The sequence below is a fragment of the Microcoleus sp. M2_D5 genome (assembly GCF_036701935.1).
Lineage (GTDB): Bacteria > Cyanobacteriota > Cyanobacteriia > Cyanobacteriales > Microcoleaceae > Microcoleus.
Genome location: NZ_JAUBRP010000018.1, coordinates 57376 through 73643, shown reverse-complemented (window position 1 = coordinate 73643; position 16268 = coordinate 57376). Strand labels below are relative to the sequence as shown.

The following is a 16268-nucleotide window of genomic DNA, read 5'->3' as shown; positions in this document are numbered from 1 at the left end:
CTGGTTCCAGAGACAACACCCTCAAAGTCTGGGATTTAACCACTGAAAAGGAGCTGTTTACTCTCAATGGTCACAGCCAGTCGATAAATGGAGTTGCTGTCACTGCTGATGGCAAGCGAGCGATTTCTGGTTCCAGAGACAACACCCTCAAAGTCTGGGATTTAACCACTGAAAAGGAGCTGTTTACTCTCAATGGTCACAGCTACTCAGTAAATTCAGTAGCCGTCACTGCTGATGGCAAGCGGGCAATTTCTAGTTCATCTGATAACACCCTAAAAGTCTGGGATTTAACAACTGAAAAGGAAGAGTTTACTCTCAAAAGTCACAGCGACTGGCTAAAAGCAGTCGCTGTCACTGCTGATGGCAAGCGGGCGATTTCTGGTTCAAATGACAACACAATCAAAGTCTGGGATTTAGCAACTGGAAATGTCATTGCTAGTTTCGCGTGTAAAAGTTCGATCGCCTGTTGCGCGATCGCCCCCGATGGACTCACAATTGTAGCGGGCGACGAATCCGGCCGCGTATATTTCCTGCGGCTAGAAGGAATGGAGGAACTAACATGAATTCCTCACCTCTGGCAACTCCCATCTCTACCGCTGCTTACCCAAAAGAATTTCAGCAACTCCTGCGAGAAAAAACCGAGAATTTTGCAGGCCGCAAGTTTGTTTTTTCTGCCATTTCCGACTTTCTGAACTCCCACAGCCGCGGTTATTTCACAATAGTCGGCACTCCCGGCTGCGGCAAAAGTTCCATCCTCGCCCAATATGTCACCGCCCATCCTCGCAGTATCTATTACAACGCTGGAATTGAGGGCAAAAATCGAGCTGAAGATTTTCTCGCTTCTGTCTGCACTCAACTGATTGACAAATACCTTGCCGCCAATGGGGAAACATCGGAAATCCTCAAGCTAAAATCTCAACTTCAAAATCTCGAATCCCATGATGGGAGTTGGTTTCTGTCTTTGTTGCTTCAGCAAATTAGCGATAAATTAGTTAATAGCCAAAAGTTGATAATAGTCATTGATTCTGTAGACGCGATCGCCCGCACCAGTCAGCCTCCCAGCACAAATCTGTTTTATCTGCCGAGATATTTGGGCGATCGTACTTATTTTATCCTCGCCCGCCGCCCGTTTTTGAGAGAGAAATCCGGTTTGTTAATTGAAACGCCCTCTCAAACTCTCGATTTAAGAGATTATCCCGCCCAAAATCGCGAGGATGTCCTTAACTACATTCAGCAATACCTATCAACCGCACCGGATTTAACTCAACCCGAATTCTGCCAACAACTCGCCACTGTCAGCGAAAACAATTTCATGTATCTGAGTCAGATGTTAAGGGCGATCGGCGAAAATTCACACCCCGATGCTAATCTGGGGGAATCCTCACTTGTCTCTGAACTTCCTCCCGGTTTAGCAGCGTATTATCAAAACCACTGGGTGCGGATGAGAGGAGATGGCTTATCGGCGATCGAGTTGTCTGTGCTCAATGTTTTGGTAAAATCCCCAACAGGTTTGTCTGTAAGTGCGATATCCAATATAATCGATCGGGATGAATACGATGTTGAAAAAGTGTTAGACAATTGGATCGAGTTCTTAAATAAACAAGAAATAGGAGGAGAAATTTGTTATAGTTTGTATCATGATAATTTCCGCCAATGGTTAGGCAAACAATCTATTTTAGAATGATGATGAGAACAGGGCAATGAATTATTCATATCATGTCCGATCGAGCGATCGTGATTTTTGTAGGGGCCCGTGAGCAAACAATACCTGCCAACAAAGGACAATCTCAAAAACCCGCCCCGACCGGGATATTATGGTTAATCGATCGGACATGATATCAGTCCTCTTTTAGAGGACTTTAGCTATTAGACAGGGAATTCATTCCTTGGCGGACTAGCGGGTAGGCGGGAAGACTAGCGGACGAAAAGCTTAAGTAATATCAATGCCGATGCCACCGAGTTTTATATTATATCAAAAACAATACAACAATGAAACGAGCAGTATTTCTTGACAGAGATGGCGTTCTCAATATCGAAGCGGGCTACATCCACAAAGTAGAAGATTTGCATTTAATTCCCGGAGTCGCCAAAGCTGTACGCCGTTTAAATGACAAAGAAATATTTTGCTGTTTGGTTTCCAATCAATCGGGCCCAGCGAGGGGTTATTATCCGGTTAGCCACGTAGAAGCTTTGCACAAACGCCTGTGTCAGCTATTAGAAAATGAAGCAGGAGCCAAGTTAGATGCTCTTTATTACTGTCCTTATTTAAGCGCAGCAGAAGGCGGAACAAACCCAGAATTTACGCGGTATACAACGTGGCGAAAACCAAATACGGGGATGTTGGTAGCGGCCGCTTGGGAACAGGATTTAGATTTGCGAAAGAGTTTTATGGTGGGAGATAAAGCGACTGATGTTGATATGGCTCACAATGCCGGCTGTACTGGTATTTTGGTGCAGACTGGTTACGGAGAAAGCGTGTTGAGTGGGGAGTATCAGCACCATACTAAACCGGATTTTATTGCAGCAAATTTAGCGGTGGCGGTGGACTGGATTTTGCAACAGTTTGATTAGTGTTTGTAGGGGCATTTAAGTTTTTTGCCGTTGAGTCGAACAGGAAAGCGCTACGTAAGGAAGCGCGACTGTGAATGTTGTACCAACGCCGATTTTGCTTTCGCAGGCGATCGCCCCTCCTTGCAATTCCACAGCTTTTTTAACAATTGTTAATCCCAAACCGTTGCCTTTAATCTTTCCAGTATTCTTGCAGCGGTAAAACATTTCAAATATTTTCCCTACTTCAGTTTCTGGGATGCCGATACCTTCGTCTCGGATACGTATAATTAGTAAGGGGGAGTTAATATTTGTAAATTGGGAATTGGGAAACAAACACTGAGGAGACAAGCAGAAAATAGGTTCTTTTTCTCCCTCGCCTGCTTGACGGCATTCCAATTCCAAGGTGACTTGTCCGCCGTTTGGGGAATATTTGATGGCGTTGACGATTAAGTTAGAAATAATGCCGTGCAGCAATTGTTGATCTAATATTGCACTGGTAACATCTGAGGGGATTAATGTTAGTTTGTGCTTTGCTTCATTTCCTAACTGCAATTGAGCGAGCAAGTCTTGACAAAATTCGACTAAATTTATCGGTAATGGATTGCATTTGAGTTTGCCTGATTCTGCCCTGCCCATGAACAGCATATCATCGATTAGCTGGTTCATCTTTTGGGTAGCTGAGTGCACCAGCCGCAGGGTTCTAACTTGGGATTCGTCACGGCTGCGAGTTCGATCGAGTTCCAGAAGTTCCGCAGAAATTAAAATCGCGTTGAGGGGATTCCGCAATTCGTGAGCGGCCATTGAAATATACTGGTTTTGGCGGTGCGATTTTTCTTCCACCGACTCTCTAACTGCTTCTGCTGCTTTGACAGATTCTCGCATCTTGGTTTCGATTTCGTGTCTGTGCAGGGCAATCTCGATCGCCACCCGCAAATCATTTTGTTGAAATGGTTTGATAATATAACCGAATGGATCTGTAAGTTTCGCTCTTTGCAGCGTTTGCTCGTCGGCATACGCTGTTAAAAATACTGTCGGCACATTCCTATTAGTTCGGATTTTATCGGCTGCTGTTACCCCGTCCATGTCACCTTTGAGCACGATATCCATCAACACTAAATCGGGCGGGTTTTCTATCGCTTTTTGAATTGCTTCTTCTCCTGAAGAAACTGTAGCTGTGACTGCATATCCCAGTTTTTTTAATCGACCAGCTATGTCTTGGGCTACAATAATTTCGTCTTCGACAACCAAAATTTGTATAGGGTTCATTTTTCGTTAAATACGCTGCCGATAATTTAACTCTTGGAAAATCAAAGTGTAGCAGGTTCCACGCTGACTGTCAATGGCAATACTCGCCTCTAATTGGTAAGCCAACATTCTCACTAATCGCAATCCTAATGTTTCAGTAGTTTCTACGTCAAAATTTGCCGGAAGTCCGCGACCGTTATCTTGAATAGTTAAATTAAATTGGTAACTATTTATTTCATGAAAGTTGATAGATATTTCACCAGCAAGACTTGATATAAAGGCATATTTTAAAGAGTTAGAAACAAGTTCGTTAATAATTAACCCGCACGGAATTGCTGTTTCTATGTTTAAATAAATAGGGTCAACTTTGAGATTAAATTTGATTGAAGTGTTGCCACAACCAAATGATTGATACAAATTAGCAACCAAGTTTTCGACGTAGAGGGGAAGGTCGATGCGATCGAGATGTTCGGATTGATAAAGTTGCTCGTGAATCAGAGCCATTGAATGGATGCGGGTCTGGCTTTCTTCAAATAAAGCTAGGGTGGGTTCGTCTTCAATATATTGAGCTTGAAGTTGCAGCAAGCTAGAAATTACCTGCATATTATTTTTGACTCGGTGGTGAATTTCTTTGAGCAATACTTCTTTTTCGCGGAGTGCTGCTTGGATGCGGGCCTCGGTCAATTTGCGATCGCTGATATCTTCGGCAATACCCGCGATGCGGTAAATTTTGCCCGATTCGTCGTAAATGGGAAAAGCTCGATCGCACACCCAGCGAATTGTGCCGTCTGGCAAAAAAATCCGATATTCGGTATTGGTGGACTCGCCCTGCAACACTCGCCCCATTGCCTCTTCCAACAAATGTTTATCTTCTGGATGCACCCACTCCATCATTTTTAAAGGATTAGCATACAGTTCTTCGCGACTGCGCCCCCAGATTTGTTCGTAAGCTGGACTCAGATACAATAAATCGGTGAATTCTGCAGATATTAGCCAGACGGAATCTTGGATATTTTCTGCTAGCTGGCGGAAACGTTCTTCACTTTCACGGATTGTTTTTTCTGCCTGTTTGCGTGCGGTAATATCTACTGCAATGCCCACGATGCGGTAAACTTTACCAGATTGATTTATAAGAGGAAAAGCCCGATCGCGAATCCAGCGGATTGTGCCGTCCGGCCTGACAATTCGATATTCTATCTCGTCTTCAGACTCAATTTTTCTAGTTAAATTAGCAAGAACTCCCTCCCGATCTTCTGGATGGAGGGAATCTGCAAAAAAGCGCCCGTAAGCATACAAATCAGCGCAGCTTCTGCCCCAAATCTTTTCGTAAGCCGGACTGATATAAATAATTTCCTGGGGTTGAATGTTTACCATCCAAAACACGCTTTCAATGTTTTCTGCTAGCTGTCGAAACCTTTCTTCGCTTTCTTTCAGCGCTGCTTCTGTTTTTTTGCGGTGGCTAATATCTTCTGTCACTACTACATTGTAAATTGCCCCGCTCAGCGGTTCTTTGATTAGCGATACTGTAATATTTACCCAAACTACAGTGCCGTTTTTGTGCAGCAAGCGTTTTTCCATTCTAAAACTGTCAATTTCCCCGGCAAATAATTTCTTGTTTTGTTCTAAATCTGCATCTATATCTTCTGGGTAAGTAACGTCCATCCAAGTTCGCGACAGCAGTTCGCTCGCAGTACATCCCACTATCTCGCAGAATTTTTGATTGACTCGCAAATAGCGGCCTGTTTCGTCAGGATGGGTAATGCCGACTGCCGCTTGTTCGACGGTTGCCCGAAAGCGTTCTTCGCTATCTCTGAGGGTTGCTTCTGCTTTTTTGCGATCGCTAATATCGCGCTGCACGCCAAAATAGCCTACGATTCTGCCCTGGGAGTCGTAAATGCAAATATAGTCGCCTTCCACGCAAACAGGAGTTCCGTCAAACTTGCAATTGTCACATTCGATGTGAATTCTGCCAGCATCAAACAATTGCCTGATTACCTCTGGGCCGTCAGTCATGTTGTGCGACAATACAGAGCCAATCGTCCGACCAATAAACTCTTCCCTAGTAGCTCCGTATTGAGCTATCAAAGCATCGTTTGCCTTCGTTACCCGCCCGTTAGCAAATACGTAATCTAAAACTTTTCCTTTGTCAACGGTATTATCCCACTGCACTGGTTCGTCCAGCATCATAAAGAAAAAGCCCTCTAAAGATTGAGAGAAAAACAATTCTAGCTGTTCCTGGCTTTCTCGCAGAGCTTCTTCTGCCTGCCAGCGACAGATAATTTCTTCCCGCAATTGACTGTTGGCTGTTTTTAAGTCTTCAGTGCGCTTTTGATATTTAATTTTTAGCTGATTTTTGATTTCTTGCAGCGCTATTTCTGCCTGTTTTTTTTCGGTGATATCTTGAGTAACTACCATGCCGGCAAAAATTTCTTCGCGGTCATTTTTGACGGGAGCAATTGTTGTTGAATAAACGCGATCGCGGTATTTATATTCAAAAGTATTCTCTTCTCCTGCCAAAGCCGCGCGATATTTAGTCTCAAAAAGTGGCAAATCTTCAGGTGGGGATACTTCCCACAACGTTTTGCCTTCCAACTGTTCTTTGGACAAACCAATTGCTGCCAAACCTTGACCGTCAACCAGAGTATAGCGCAAATCGCGATCGAACAAAAACACCGAGCCATTCGGATAATGTTTGATGAGAGTTCGGTACATTTCCTGGCTTTTTTCCAGATATGCGATTAACTGAATGCCATCCTTGTTGGTGATATCACATTCAGTTACGGAACCCGAAAAGCTGGCATTCTCGACTGCTTTGAGTTGTGCTTCTAATTGCAGGCACAATTCTCTCTGCTGCTGCAAATCCTCTTCAAGTTGCCGAATTTTTGCTTTTTGCTCTGCTACTAATGCTTCGCAGGTTTCCAAAGGTCGATCGATCTTGGTAGGATCAATACACATAATTGCTCTAGGTTTAGCAGTAAAGGCTTGAGCTTTTTCAAGCCAATACTAACAAAGCTCAAGCCTTTACTGCCAACTTATAGCAAATCCGGGGAACGTCATCCCCATTAGGAATGAAAATTAAATAACTTCCACTCTTGAAAGTGGGATGGGCCTGAAAGCCCTTCCACTCATGACGGGCTTTCAGGCCCATCCCACAATAACAATTAAAATTGTAAGTTATTTAATTCGCGATCCTTATCAAGGGTATGGTGCGTCGCTCGTTTAATCAGGGCTTGGGCCAAGAATTATTCGTGGCGACGCACCCTACTTTCATACTGCAAGTTTTATCCAAGATCGGGCAAGCGACGCACCCTACCAAAAACCTGTATTATATCCTTTCCGGTTGCATCGGTATTGTTCAAACAGTCAACAGTCAACAGTCAACAATTATTTAGGAACTCCCGCCGTCAAGACTTCATGCCCCTCAAGTGTCACCAAAACATCATCTTCAATTCTCACGCCAATACCGCGCCATTTTTCAGGAACCTCCGGCTGTCCTTCAACGGGTTTAATATAAGGAGAAATATAAATCCCCGGTTCCACCGTCAGCACTTGTCCGGGCTGCAAAACTTGCGAATTTTCGCCGTACTGATAAACCCCGACATCGTGCACGTCCAATCCCAGCCAATGACCGGTGCGGTGCATATAAAATGGCTTGTATTTCTCTTCTTTAATTATCTCTTCAATGTCGCCCACCAAAAGTTTTAAATCCATTAAACCTTCCACCAAAACGCGCACCGCTGTTTCGTGAATTTTGCTGTAAGGATTTCCCGGATATACTTGACTAATTGCCTGCAATTGTGCTTGCAAAACTAAGTCATAAATTATCTGTTGTTCAGTTGTAAATTTGCCGCTAACAGGAAAGGTGCGAGTAATATCGGCGTTGTAGTAGCCGCAAGCACAACCGGCATCTATTAGCAACAGATCGTTTTCCTGCATTTTGCGGTTGTTTTCGATGTAGTGGAGGACGCAGGAATTGTAGCCGGATGCAACAATTGAAGGGTAAGCGGGAGTGCAGCCATTTAAGCCAAAAGTATGTTCTATTTCAGCTTGAATTTCATATTCGTATCTGCCCGGTTTGGCGAATTCTCGGGCGCGGTTGTGCGCTGCAACTGAGATATTAGCGGCTTTTCGCATTAATGCTAATTCAGTTTCGCTTTTCACCAGCCGCATTGGGTGTAAAATGATGTTGGAATCTTCGACTGCTGTCGGGCCCGTGCCGCGTTTCGGGTAGGTTGCCATCAAGCGCTGCCAGTGATTGAGGACTGTTTGGTCGAAAGTACGATCGCGCCCGAAGTGATAATATATGCGATCGGCTTTTTCTAAATATTTCGGCAATTTTTCCGCAAGTTCATTAATCGGGAAAGCTTCATCCGCGCCGTACAATTCCTTAGCCCCTTCTACTCCGGCGCGATAACCGTGCCAAGTTTCTTTTTCCAAGTCTTTTGGCTGCACAAACAACACAAATTTGTGTTCTTCGTGGTGCGGCGCGAGCACTGCTACCGCTGCAGCTTCGTTGAAACCGGTTAAGTAGAAAAAATCGCTATCTTGTCGGTAGGCGTATTCTACATCGTTGTGCATGACGGCTGCGGGGGCGCTGCGAAATATCGCCGTCCCGCTGCCAATTTTGGCCATTAACTGTTCGCGTCTTTGCTGATATTCGGTGGGGTTGGTCATCCGATTTTAGATTTTAGATTTTAGATTTTAGATTGTAGATTGAGTGTAATATTAACACTCGGCGGTTTCAAGCGCTGTCAAACTTGCACCCGCAAGGGGCAAGGGCTGAAGATATAGGTGCTCGGTTTTTTTCTGGGTCTACTTATTTATTCTCTTGTTCTGCGATCGCCAATTTACAAGTATAGTCAACCAGCCGAGACAAAGATGAGTGACCATCGACTAAAGTCCATTTCGGAGAGAAATTCGACCAATTTTCGCCATCTTGGCTAACTCTGACAGTTCTCAACTGTCGTTGCTGGCAGTCAACTTCCATTTGCGCCAACAATTTATCGTTACTAAACTGTTGACTTACTAAAATAGTTCTGACTGGATAAGAGGGAGCACCGGGAATATCGGATTTGCTTAATTCAACGCTGCTGGAGTCGATACAAATATCTACAAAACATCTTGATTTTTCGGCGCGGGCGCTCAAAGTATTGACACCAACACAAATAAAAGCTGCTATAAAAAAAAATGACAAATTCTTAGTATGTAGGGCCAATGTAGTATTCATCTGCGTTAATTGGCGTTTAGGGGCGGTTTAATATTATTGACAGTTTAATAAAAAAGTAGGGACGTGGCAATAGTCTTGCGTCCCTACTTTTTAAAGACACGGCAATGCCGTGTCCGTAATGTTCAAACAAGTATTAAAGCTGAGGAACGTATTGTTCTTTTTCAGGAACAAAAGTGTATTCAGAGACGATTAGGCGCAACTCTTCGCCGTCGATAGTTTCTTTTTCAATCAACAAATCGACTAAGCGATCGATCACGGTGCGATTTTCGCGAATAATTCGGCGGGCGTCGTCGTAGCAGTGATCGACAATTGCTCGAACTTGTCCGTCAATCCGAGAGGCTATTTCTTCGGAATATTCCGATCGCGCTGTGTAGTCGCGGCCGAGGAAAATTTCGCTTTGCTGGGCTTCCAGGGCGATCGGGCCCAAGGTAGACATCCCGTAGCGAGTCACCATTTGGCGCGCCATACCGCTGACTTGCTGCAAGTCGTTACCGGCACCGGTGGTTACTTCGGCATCGCCGAAAACTACTTCTTCGGCTGCGCGGCCGCCCAAGGCACCGCTAATCCGGGCTAAAATTTGCGATCGGGAAATCAAACCTTGGTCTTCGCTGGGCATGAACCAAGTCAAGCCCCGGGCCTGTCCGCGAGGAACTAAGGTAACTTTTTGAACTGGATCGTGGGCTTGAATGATTGTACCGACGATCGCGTGGCCGATTTCGTGGTATGCAATCAAGCGCTTGCTCTTGCTGTCCACCAAAGGAGTGCCTTCCATACCTGCTACCACGCGATCGACTGCATCGTCAATTTCGAGCATCGTAATCGCTTCTTTGCGGCGGCGGGCGGTTAAAATCGCAGCTTCGTTGAGCAAGTTAGCCAAATCAGCGCCGGTAAAACCAGGAGTGCGGCGGGCGATGGCGTCCAAAGAAATCTCTGCAGACAGCTTCTTGTTGCGCGCGTGAACTTCCAAAATTTCCAAGCGGCCTTTGATATCCGGCGTATCTACGGTAACTTGGCGGTCAAAACGTCCCGGACGCAGCAGCGCTGAGTCGAGCACGTCGGGGCGGTTCGTGGCAGCAATGATGATAATGCCAGTATTGCCCTCAAAACCGTCCATTTCGGTCAGCAACTGGTTCAGGGTTTGTTCCCGTTCGTCGTTACCGCCGCCGATACCTGCGCCGCGCTGGCGGCCCACTGCATCGATTTCATCGATAAAGATGATGCAAGGAGCATTTTCTTTAGCTTTCTTGAACAAGTCCCGAACGCGGGAAGCGCCGACACCGACGAACATTTCCACAAATTCCGAACCGGAGATGCTGAAAAAGGGCACGCCGGCTTCGCCTGCGATCGCTTTTGCCAGCAGGGTTTTACCGGTTCCGGGAGGGCCCACTAGCAGCACGCCTTTGGGAATCTTCGCCCCGACTGCGGTGAAGCGTTCGGGTTTTTTGAGGAATGTCACTACTTCTTGTAGTTCTTCTTTGGCTTCCTCAACGCCTGCTACGTCGTCGAACAGTACGCCTGTTTTAGCTTCCATTTGAAAGCGAGCTTTGGACTTGCCAAAATTCATGGCTTGGCCCGGGCCGCCGGGAACGTTGCCACCGCGGCGGAAAAGGAAAAACAGCCCTCCTACTAACAAGAGGGGAAATACTAGATTGCCTAAAAGTCCCCAGACAGCACCGTCGTTGCGTAGTGGGTGAGTGTCGAAGCTGATTTTGGAGTCTCTGAGCCTAGAAACCAGTTCCGGGGCATTTGAGGGCAAGTCTACCCGCCACCGCTGCTCGTGATTGTCCAGTTCGGGATCGACTGCTAGGACAATAGCCGTCCGACCTCCGTCGTAAAGGTCAACGCTGGTCACTCGACCGGCGTTTAAGTAATCTAAGAATCGACCGTAGCTCAGGCGGGTGCTGGCGGTGTTCTTGCTCATTTCTGCCGGGGATGGGGCAAAGGCCCCCTGCCACAAGAAAAAGCCGATGACTAAGGCGGGTAAAGTCCAAAGTAGTATAGTTCGCCAAGAAATTTTCATAAATGCGGATGCCTTGAATTGGGGACAGATCGGGTAAGATCGCGGTGTCGGAGAAGTGCGACAAAAGTTTACACTCAGAATCTTAACTAAATTTAACTTAACAATGCACTCTCAGGCAACAGGCCGTATTGCCGCGATCGATCGAGAATACTCCTCGACCGAAACCATCCAGGGTACAAGCCCCCAGACTGCGGCCCCTGTTGTCGCCTCTAAAATCTAAAATCTAAAATCTAAAATCTAAAATCCATTAAGGGCGATCGTCCCGAATATAATGTTTGGTGCTGATTTCGATACCGATCTAGGTAGAGTTAGAAGAATCGCCGCTTTCACCCACTGTCTTTAAGCGTGGCAGTGTCAAGGGATAAGGCATGATAATGGTGAGGCTCAGTGAGGTAACACATTTCAATGACAACTAGACAGCTTGTTCCTAATTCGGCTATGCTGACCCAGCAGACTAAAGTCGCTTCTAACAAATCGATTATTAGTGCTGATTTGGGTCGGACGGCAACTAAAGCTTGCGTGAGTCGCAACCCTAGTAGTGTTGTTTTCATCCCTGCCAACGTGGCTGCTATGCCCGTGGAAAAGGTGCGGGGTGGCAGCTTTGAGTCCAAAGCAACAGACCCTCTGTTGGATATGTGGCTGGAGTACCAGGGCAGGGGTTACGCTATCGGTCAATTGGCAGCAGATTTTGGCGCTAATCTCGGTGGCGCTGACCAGTCGAAAGTAGTAGATGCTTTGGTTAAGGTCTTTTCCTGTGCTGGATATTTCCAGATGAAAGGCGAAATAGCAGTTGTGCTGGGTTTGCCGTTTTATTCGCAGGATCAGTTTGAGAAGGAAAAGGAAGAGATTATCAGCCAACTGCGCTCTCCCCACGTTGTGGTGTACCGGGGCGAGCGTGTGGATATTAACATCAGTCACGTTTGGGTGATGCCGGAAGGGTTCGGCAGCCTGATTTGGTGCGAGGCTCAAGATAACAAGGAGTTTACGCCGGAGTTGCCGGAACTGTCGGTGGCTGTTGTTGATATCGGACACCAAACTACCGATTTGTTAATGGTCGATCGTTTCCGGTTCGCCCGGGCGGCTTCAAAGAGCGATTCCTTCGCAATGAACAAGTTCTACGAACAAGTTGCCTCAAAGATTCCGGGAGCAGACCCTCAATCTCTGTCTTTACTGGAAGCAGTGAATAAACCCGAGGGCCAGCGTTTCTACCGTCCCAGAGGAGCGACTAAGCCGACTAATTTAGATCCAATTATTAAGGACTTGCGGGAGGCTTTCGCTAACGAACTGTCCGAACGTTTGGTGCAGTGGCTGCCCGAACGTGTGACGGATGTGGTTCTGACTGGCGGCGGCGGCGAGTTTTTCTGGGAGGTTTTGCAACCTTTGCTTAAAGACGCCAATCTTAAGGCTCACTTGGCTCAGCCTTCCCGGAAAGCTAATGCTTTGGGACAGTTTATTTATGCTGAGGCTCAGCTAGCCACGATAAAGTAACGCATTAAGGCTTGAACCCTATGGCACTGTGGGCAAAAAATAAGGCGAATTTCTCGGTGGCGTTTACGGAAGATGCTGCGGATCAAACTTTGCTGGCCGCTATTGAAAAAGAGTTGGCTTTCACGAAATATCAGACTTTCAGCAATCTCTGCAAGCAAGCTTTGTGGCAGTTTTTGTCTGTATCTGAGTCTGCTAGCTCTACACAGAACTTTCAGCGGTTGGAACAGCGTATTGCTGAACTTGTGGTGAAATTTGCTGAGTTTGAGCACAATGTTTCGGCAGAGGAATTAAGCCGTTTGGAGGGACTGGAACATCAACTGAGTCAACTCAGCGCGCAGTTGGATCAGTTGCAGGGGAGTGTTAACAGTAAGTTTGCTCAAGTTTCTTTTGCCCCAGTTTCAAAAGTAGTAGAGCCTGGCCCGATTGAGTCTGACTCTGTGGCGGATGATAATGTAGTGCCTGATGCTGAAGTTGCTCCTCCTCGGAATTCCGATCCTTTGTTGGAGCGTTTAAGTTCTTTGTTACCCCAAGATTTCTAAAATGAGGTAGACCCAGGCTAAAAAGCCTTGAGATGTAATGTTAGTGGCCCGCTGTTAGCAGCCGGTACTGAATACAGAAACAAAGCGATCGCTCTTTTGAAAAAAAAGGGCGATCGTTTTGTTATTGCCGATTTTAGATTTTAGATTTTAGATTTACTCATTTTTGTCTAAGGAGCGCGAATTAAATAACTTAGGAATGAGAATTAAATAAAATCCACTTTTCATGTTTATTGTGGGATGGGCCTAAGAGCCCGTCCCACAAACTTGTGGAAGTTATTTAATTCTCATTCCTAAGCTGTCGCGCATTTAATTTGTATATTCGGGGCGGGCTAGAAGCCCAACCCTACTCCCCACAAGAGTTTGATTGTTGTTTGACATATAATTTAAATGCCGCAACAGCTTATACCATTCCCATTATTCCATCAATCCTAATTTTTGTAAGCGCGAACGAATCGCACTAGGCTGTCGCTGAAATCTCTGAGCTAATTCGTCAATTTGTTGACCGCTAGCATATTCTTTCTTCAAATTTTCGTCTTCATCCTGACTCCACTTGACATAAGCTCTGGGATATTTCTGGCGAATTTTCTCATTCTGGGTTTTAGGTCGATAACCATTCTTTTGCTCGGCATTCAAACCAGAAACCAACAGTGGGTTAATTCCTCCACCTTGACTAGCTAGCGCCTCTTGCACGCGGTTGGGAATCACAGCAATTTCTTCTGAGAGTTCCGCTAAAGCATTGTCTACTTTTTGCTGAAGTTCTGTTAGCTGCCGCTGCTGCAAATTGCCCCACTGCGGCAGTTCGTTGATAAACTGCTGCAAGTCCAGAATTATTGTGGTCAAAGTTTCGACTTGTTGCAATTCCGGTCGCTGTTTGAATTGGCGGCTGGTGAGTTCGATCTCGCTTTGAATCATTTTAATAGTTTTTTCTAAAATTATTAGCCGCTGGCGCAGGTTCTCAATTGCTGAAATTAGAGAGTGTACGTTTTCTCCAGGCCCAACATTGAGATTTTCGCGAGATGTTTGAGAAAGAGCTTCGTCTAAAGCATTTACAGCAAGTTGCAATTGCTCGATCGCGCGATCGGTAGTAGCTGCTTGTTGATTTACGCGATCGAACGCGGCCGCCGTACTTGCTTTAACTTGCTTGTGCAGCTTCTGCCGGTTCACAAAATTCAACACCAACGAAATCACTACAGGTACTTGAGCATAAACGCTCTGTTCCCAAACCAAACTAGCAGCCAATCCTACAGCAGAGGCAGCAATAAAAACCACTTCAGCAGTTTCTAACAAATTGCTCGACGTGGGATTTTGGATTTTGGTGGGTGAATTGGGTGATGACATAGGCTAATACCATTTTAGATTTTAGATTTTAGATTTTAGATTTTAGATTGGGAATGAATGAGGAAGTTCGGTGTTGGGAGTACAGGCCTATAGTTGCATTCTTTTTTTCAACTGGTGCAAGTATGCGGATAAAAATAAAGTACGCGCGAGTGCAGATATCCGGTATGTAATCGCACGTATCCCCAGAATTTAGCAGTGGTGAAAAACAGATTAAGTTTTTTATTCACAGCCATCTAATTAAATATATTAAATCTGCAAAATTACTCGAGCTAAAGTGAAATAAATCAAGACCCCGAGGACATCAACTGCGGTGGTAATAAAAGGAGCAGACATTAAAGCGGGGTCTAAACCCAAAGAACGAAATAGAAACGGCAGAGCTGAACCGGCAATAGAAGCTAAAATTGCGATCGCAAACAAACTCACTCCCACCGCCAGTGCCACTGCTAAACTCCCTTGCAGAGTATAAGCCCAGCCCGTCGCTACAGTCCCCAATATAGCTCCTAGTAGCGCTCCCGCCATCCCCTCGCGAACAATTACTTGAAACGGCCCCATTGCTGTAATTTCATCAGTGTTCAAACCGCGAATTACAACTGTTGAGGACTGAGCTCCGACATTGCCTCCAGTGCCCGTCAGCAGGGGAATAAAAGCTGCTAGGGCGACTACTTGGTTCAAAACATCTTCTTGAGCTCTAATAATTGCGCCGGTGACAGTATTAGTTAAAAGCAGAACAAACAGCCACACGACTCTTTTCCGGGCAACGGTAATTAAATCGGTCTGAAAATAATTGTCGCCGCCGGATTGGACGCCGCCCAAGGTATAAATATCTTTGGCTGCTTCTTGTTCTAAAATGTCGATCGCATCGTCAACTGTAATGATGCCGACCAAACGCTGTTCGCGGTCTACAACGGGCACAGCTAAAAAATCGTAACGCTGGATCAGCCTAGCTACTTCTTCCTGGTCAGTTCCTGTTTGAACAGAAACTACGTCGCGGGTCATAATTTCGCCGACGGTTTTGTCGAGGGGCGAAGTGACTAAATCCCGCAGGGATAAAATACCTGTCAAGCTGCGTCCGGCGTCGGTGACGTAAAGAGAATAAATTGTTTCGGTAGTTTTAGCCAAAGAGCGAATTCGGTCTAAAGCTTGGGCGACGGTAAAGCTTTCTTTGAGAGAAATGTATTCCGGGGTCATGATCCGACCGGCGGTACTGGCTTCGTAACCCAAAAGTTGAGCCGTAGCTTCCCGTTCCGTCGGGCTCAATTCACCCAACAGGCGACGGACTAATATTGCCGGCAGTTCGTCAAAGAGTTTAGCTCGATCGTCCGGGGACATTTTGTCTACAATGTCAATGACTTCTTGGCGTTTGAATTTTTCGCAGAGGGACTGCTGAACGCTGGAGTCGAGATATTCGTAGACTGCGATTGCTTCGTCTTTGGAAAGCAAGCGGAAAGCTATTACTTGCATGGTTTCTGGCAGGCCTTCGATAGCTTCAGCTATGTCTGCTTCCTGCACCGGGTGCAAAATCGCTTTTGCTCCTTTAAAGTCTCCTTCTTCCAACAGGGCCCTTAACTGCGATCGAACTAATTCCCGCAGTTCTTTTCGCGCGTAGGTTGGTAGAGAAGACGATTGATAACTTTTTTCTGTCACTGATGACCCTCCTAAACCTGTGCTGCGCGCCTTCCTGAATCCAGTTTAGAGCGTATTGACGCCACTGGTTGCAGCGATCGGACTTGCCCTGACAAGATCCGCACCTGACCACGAATTTCAAAGGTGGTACCCGCCACGTGATTTATCCGTGGAATCAATCCCAAATCGAAAATCGAAAATCACTTATTGCCCCCGCATTGATCCGTGGGGTCGCCTC

Annotated in this window: 11 protein-coding genes and 1 pseudogene; 5 read left to right on the top strand and 7 right to left on the bottom strand. The window is 45.9% G+C overall.

Features of this window, described 5'->3' with window-relative positions:
- The 3 genes and pseudogenes from QUA50_RS10455 to QUA50_RS10445 all read left to right on the top strand — a co-directional run.
- A pseudogene (locus QUA50_RS10455) lies at positions 1–563 on the top strand (WD40 repeat domain-containing protein); the annotation flags it as partial.
- Positions 560–1684 carry an ATP-binding protein gene (locus QUA50_RS10450; RefSeq protein ID WP_333265145.1) on the top strand — a complete coding sequence of 375 codons (1125 nt, stop codon included), beginning with the start codon at positions 560–562 and terminating at the stop codon, positions 1682–1684. The pseudogene QUA50_RS10455 and the gene QUA50_RS10450, both read left to right, overlap by 4 nt.
- 305 nt (positions 1685–1989) lie before the next feature.
- The gene (locus tag QUA50_RS10445; protein WP_333265146.1) at positions 1990–2571 is read left to right on the top strand and encodes an HAD family hydrolase; all 582 of its coding nucleotides are present in this window, start codon (positions 1990–1992) and stop codon (positions 2569–2571) included.
- A gap of 15 nt (positions 2572–2586) precedes the next feature.
- On the opposite strand, the gene QUA50_RS10440 is transcribed toward QUA50_RS10445, so the two are convergent.
- The 5 genes from QUA50_RS10440 to ftsH2 form a co-directional block, all read right to left on the bottom strand.
- Positions 2587–3816 (bottom strand): ATP-binding protein, encoded by a 1230-nt coding sequence (locus QUA50_RS10440; protein ID WP_333265147.1) that lies wholly within the window; start codon positions 3814–3816, stop codon positions 2587–2589.
- Between the two features lie 6 nt (positions 3817–3822).
- A complete protein-coding gene (locus QUA50_RS10435; RefSeq protein WP_333265148.1) occupies positions 3823–6750 on the bottom strand; it encodes a PAS domain S-box protein in 2928 nt (975 codons plus the stop codon).
- A gap of 429 nt (positions 6751–7179) precedes the next feature.
- A complete protein-coding gene (locus QUA50_RS10430) occupies positions 7180–8469 on the bottom strand; it encodes an aminopeptidase P N-terminal domain-containing protein (RefSeq protein ID WP_333265149.1) in 1290 nt (429 codons plus the stop codon).
- A 142-nt stretch (positions 8470–8611) separates the two neighbouring features.
- Positions 8612–9022 carry a hypothetical protein gene (locus QUA50_RS10425; RefSeq protein ID WP_333056948.1) on the bottom strand — a complete coding sequence of 137 codons (411 nt, stop codon included), beginning with the start codon at positions 9020–9022 and terminating at the stop codon, positions 8612–8614.
- 133 nt (positions 9023–9155) lie between these two features.
- On the bottom strand, positions 9156–11042 hold the full coding sequence (gene ftsH2 / locus QUA50_RS10420; RefSeq protein ID WP_333170560.1) for an ATP-dependent zinc metalloprotease FtsH2: 1887 nt from the start codon (positions 11040–11042) through the stop codon (positions 9156–9158).
- A 405-nt stretch (positions 11043–11447) separates the two neighbouring features.
- On the opposite strand from ftsH2, the gene QUA50_RS10415 reads away from it, so the two are divergent.
- Entirely contained in the window at positions 11448–12530 is a 1083-nt protein-coding gene (locus tag QUA50_RS10415) for a ParM/StbA family protein (protein ID WP_333265150.1), read from the top strand.
- A 20-nt stretch (positions 12531–12550) separates the two neighbouring features.
- Complete coding sequence (locus QUA50_RS10410) at positions 12551–13069, top strand: hypothetical protein (RefSeq protein WP_333056950.1); 519 nt, start codon at positions 12551–12553, stop codon at positions 13067–13069.
- A 414-nt stretch (positions 13070–13483) separates the two neighbouring features.
- Here QUA50_RS10410 and QUA50_RS10405 read toward each other — a convergent pair whose 3' ends face one another.
- Both QUA50_RS10405 and mgtE read right to left on the bottom strand, forming a co-directional pair.
- Positions 13484–14407 (bottom strand): hypothetical protein, encoded by a 924-nt coding sequence (locus QUA50_RS10405; RefSeq protein WP_333265151.1) that lies wholly within the window; start codon positions 14405–14407, stop codon positions 13484–13486.
- 246 nt (positions 14408–14653) lie between these two features.
- The gene (gene mgtE, locus QUA50_RS10400) at positions 14654–16051 is read right to left on the bottom strand and encodes a magnesium transporter (RefSeq protein ID WP_333265152.1); all 1398 of its coding nucleotides are present in this window, start codon (positions 16049–16051) and stop codon (positions 14654–14656) included.
- Between the last annotated feature and the right edge of the window lie 217 nt (positions 16052–16268).